Annotated in this window: 2 protein-coding genes and 1 pseudogene; 1 reads left to right on the forward strand and 2 read right to left on the reverse strand. The window is 43.2% G+C overall.

All coding sequences use genetic code 11. The annotated features are described in order from the left end of the window. Positions 1-529 (reverse strand): annotated as a pseudogene (locus tag AB4653_RS21290) (23S rRNA (cytosine(1962)-C(5))-methyltransferase RlmI); the annotation flags it as partial. A gap of 117 nt (positions 530-646) precedes the next feature. Next, positions 647-2,050: a methyl-accepting chemotaxis protein gene (locus AB4653_RS21295; protein ID WP_102257899.1), complete on the reverse strand. Its 1,404-nt coding sequence runs from the start codon at positions 2,048-2,050 to the stop codon at positions 647-649. Between the two features lie 88 nt (positions 2,051-2,138). Here AB4653_RS21295 and AB4653_RS21300 point away from each other — a divergent pair. Beyond that, the coding region (locus AB4653_RS21300) for an acylphosphatase (RefSeq protein ID WP_372105274.1) at positions 2,139-2,262 on the forward strand (124 nt) is incomplete at its 3' end.

Consider the following 2,262-nt stretch of genomic DNA (forward strand, 5'->3'; position numbering starts at 1 on the left):
CTTCACCGTGAAGTACACCAACAACTTGTTCTAGGCCTTCTTTTTTACGAACTGCTACGTCTGAACGCTCGTAAATATTACAGTCTGGGAAGCATTCAATTAAAGCTTCAACCAATACGCTCTTATTGAATTCAGCGCCCGCACTTAGTAGTTGGCAAACTAGGTAGTCTTGATATTTGTCGATAGTGATACCTGGCAGTCCATCAGACTCTGCAGCGGTAAGGCGGTAGCCAGTTAAACCATCACGCTCAATGATGTCTTCACGCAGTGATTGCGCGTCTTGAATTCGTTTTACGAAGAACGCTTTGTTAATTTCTTCTTTTTCAAATGTCCAAACACGAGCTCGAATTTGAGATTCTGGTGAGTAAGCCGCTTTTGCTAGCCATTGACCATTCTGAGCATATACGTCTACAGTTTCACCTTGTTGTGGTTCGCCTTCGACCTTATCGATACCGCGTGAAAATACCCAAGGGTGTTTACGGCGTAGTGATTTATCTCGGCCTTTAGCTAGATGAATTGAAGGAGTCATAATTTACTCTGTTTGTTGAATTTGAAGGAGGGGTATTGTCGGGGAAGTACAAGGGAAAAGCAAATAAGAAAGGGCTGCAAAAGCAGCCCTTGTATTGAACCATCATAGATGTCAGTATTAAGCTTTAAGACCTGTCAGCAAACCTTCCATCGTATCGCTCTGCTTACGAAGTTGGTCAACGTTAGAGTTACTTTTACTGATCATCTCGCAGATGCCGTCTGATTGATGACGAATCTCTTCAACGCTTTGTGCAATGTTATCCGCAACGACACCTTGCTCTTCTGCAGCAGTAGCAATTTGCGTACTACTATCAGAAATAGACTGGTTTTTCTCAGCTAAAGAACCGATCTCAACGTTCACTTCCGACATCAGTGTTTGGCCTTCATTGGCATTGTTTACTGTCACTTCCATCAGTTTTGTTAATGATTGGCTGTTACGCTGTAACGACTCGATCATGCTCTGGATTTCAACTGTCGCTTGTTGAGTTCGTCCGGCAAGAGCGCGAACTTCATCAGCAACAACTGCAAAACCACGGCCTTGCTCTCCAGCTCGAGCAGCTTCAATCGCAGCGTTTAGCGCTAACAGGTTAGTTTGTTCAGAGATACCATTGATGGTTGCGACTACTTCATCGATCTGCGCTGCATTAGCATCGAGTTCTTCTACTGCTTGCGAAGCCGATTGAATCTCTTGGGATAAGCTAGAGATCGATTCCAAAGTATTAGAAACCTTAACTTGACCACTTTGTGCGACACCACGAGCGTCCATTGTTTGAGTGCTTGAATCATGGGCAAGGGTAGCGACTTCGCGAATCGTTGCTGCCATTTGTTCAGTTGCGCTGGCGAGGCTATTCAAGTGCTCTTGTTGATTACTTGAGATATCTGAGCTTTGTTGTGTTGACTGGTTCAAATCTGAGCTGATTTGCTGCATGAGAGCAACGGACTCTTGGATTGAGAGAACCATGTTTTGTTCACGCTCGGCTACCTTATCGATAGTAATAGCAATTTCACTGAACTCATCGCGAACTAAAAAGTAGTTCATGCGACAAGTTAAATCGCCACTCGCAAGTGTGCTGAGTGCTTTGTTCATCGAGAACATAGCACCACCAATGAAAGTCATGATGTAGTAAACCCCCAGAGCTATCAGCGTGAGAGTTACTGCAATAATCGATACCTGAGTAGTAGATAGAGCTGACCATAAGTTTTGGTCATGGCTTGCGACTAAACTGAAGGCGCCATTCATGACAGAAACAGATCCTGCACCATATCCTAAAGAGATGGTTTCAGAATTACTAATGAGTTGAGACACCTGATCTTTAGTGAGTTGTCCAGCTTCAATCAGCCCTTTCGTCAGGAGCAATTCATCCTGATAAAGGTGAGCAAGTAAAGAGTCCGCGGCGCTATCTAAAACTAAAGTCAGTATAACCAGGGCGATAAGAGGTAATAAGAATAGTAGATAGAACTTTTCTTGGATTTTTAGGTGAATGAGATATTTGTCAATCCAACGAAACGGGATTTCTTTCATAATTGTAATACTCGAAGTAAGCCCACCAATAAATGGTGAATGAATAGAATCGCAACTATATCATCCATATAATTTATGAGGCAACGTTATGGATACTCTGCAGTATATTTTTGTCGTGTCAGGCGTAGTTCAATGTGTTGGCTTTCGTTATCACACCAGTAGGCAGGCGCAAGCTTTGGGTATTTCCGGCTATGCTAAGAACTTAAATGATG

It is taken from the genome of Vibrio sp. 10N.222.48.A3, from assembly GCF_041475345.1.
Lineage (GTDB): Bacteria > Pseudomonadota > Gammaproteobacteria > Enterobacterales > Vibrionaceae > Vibrio > Vibrio tasmaniensis_A.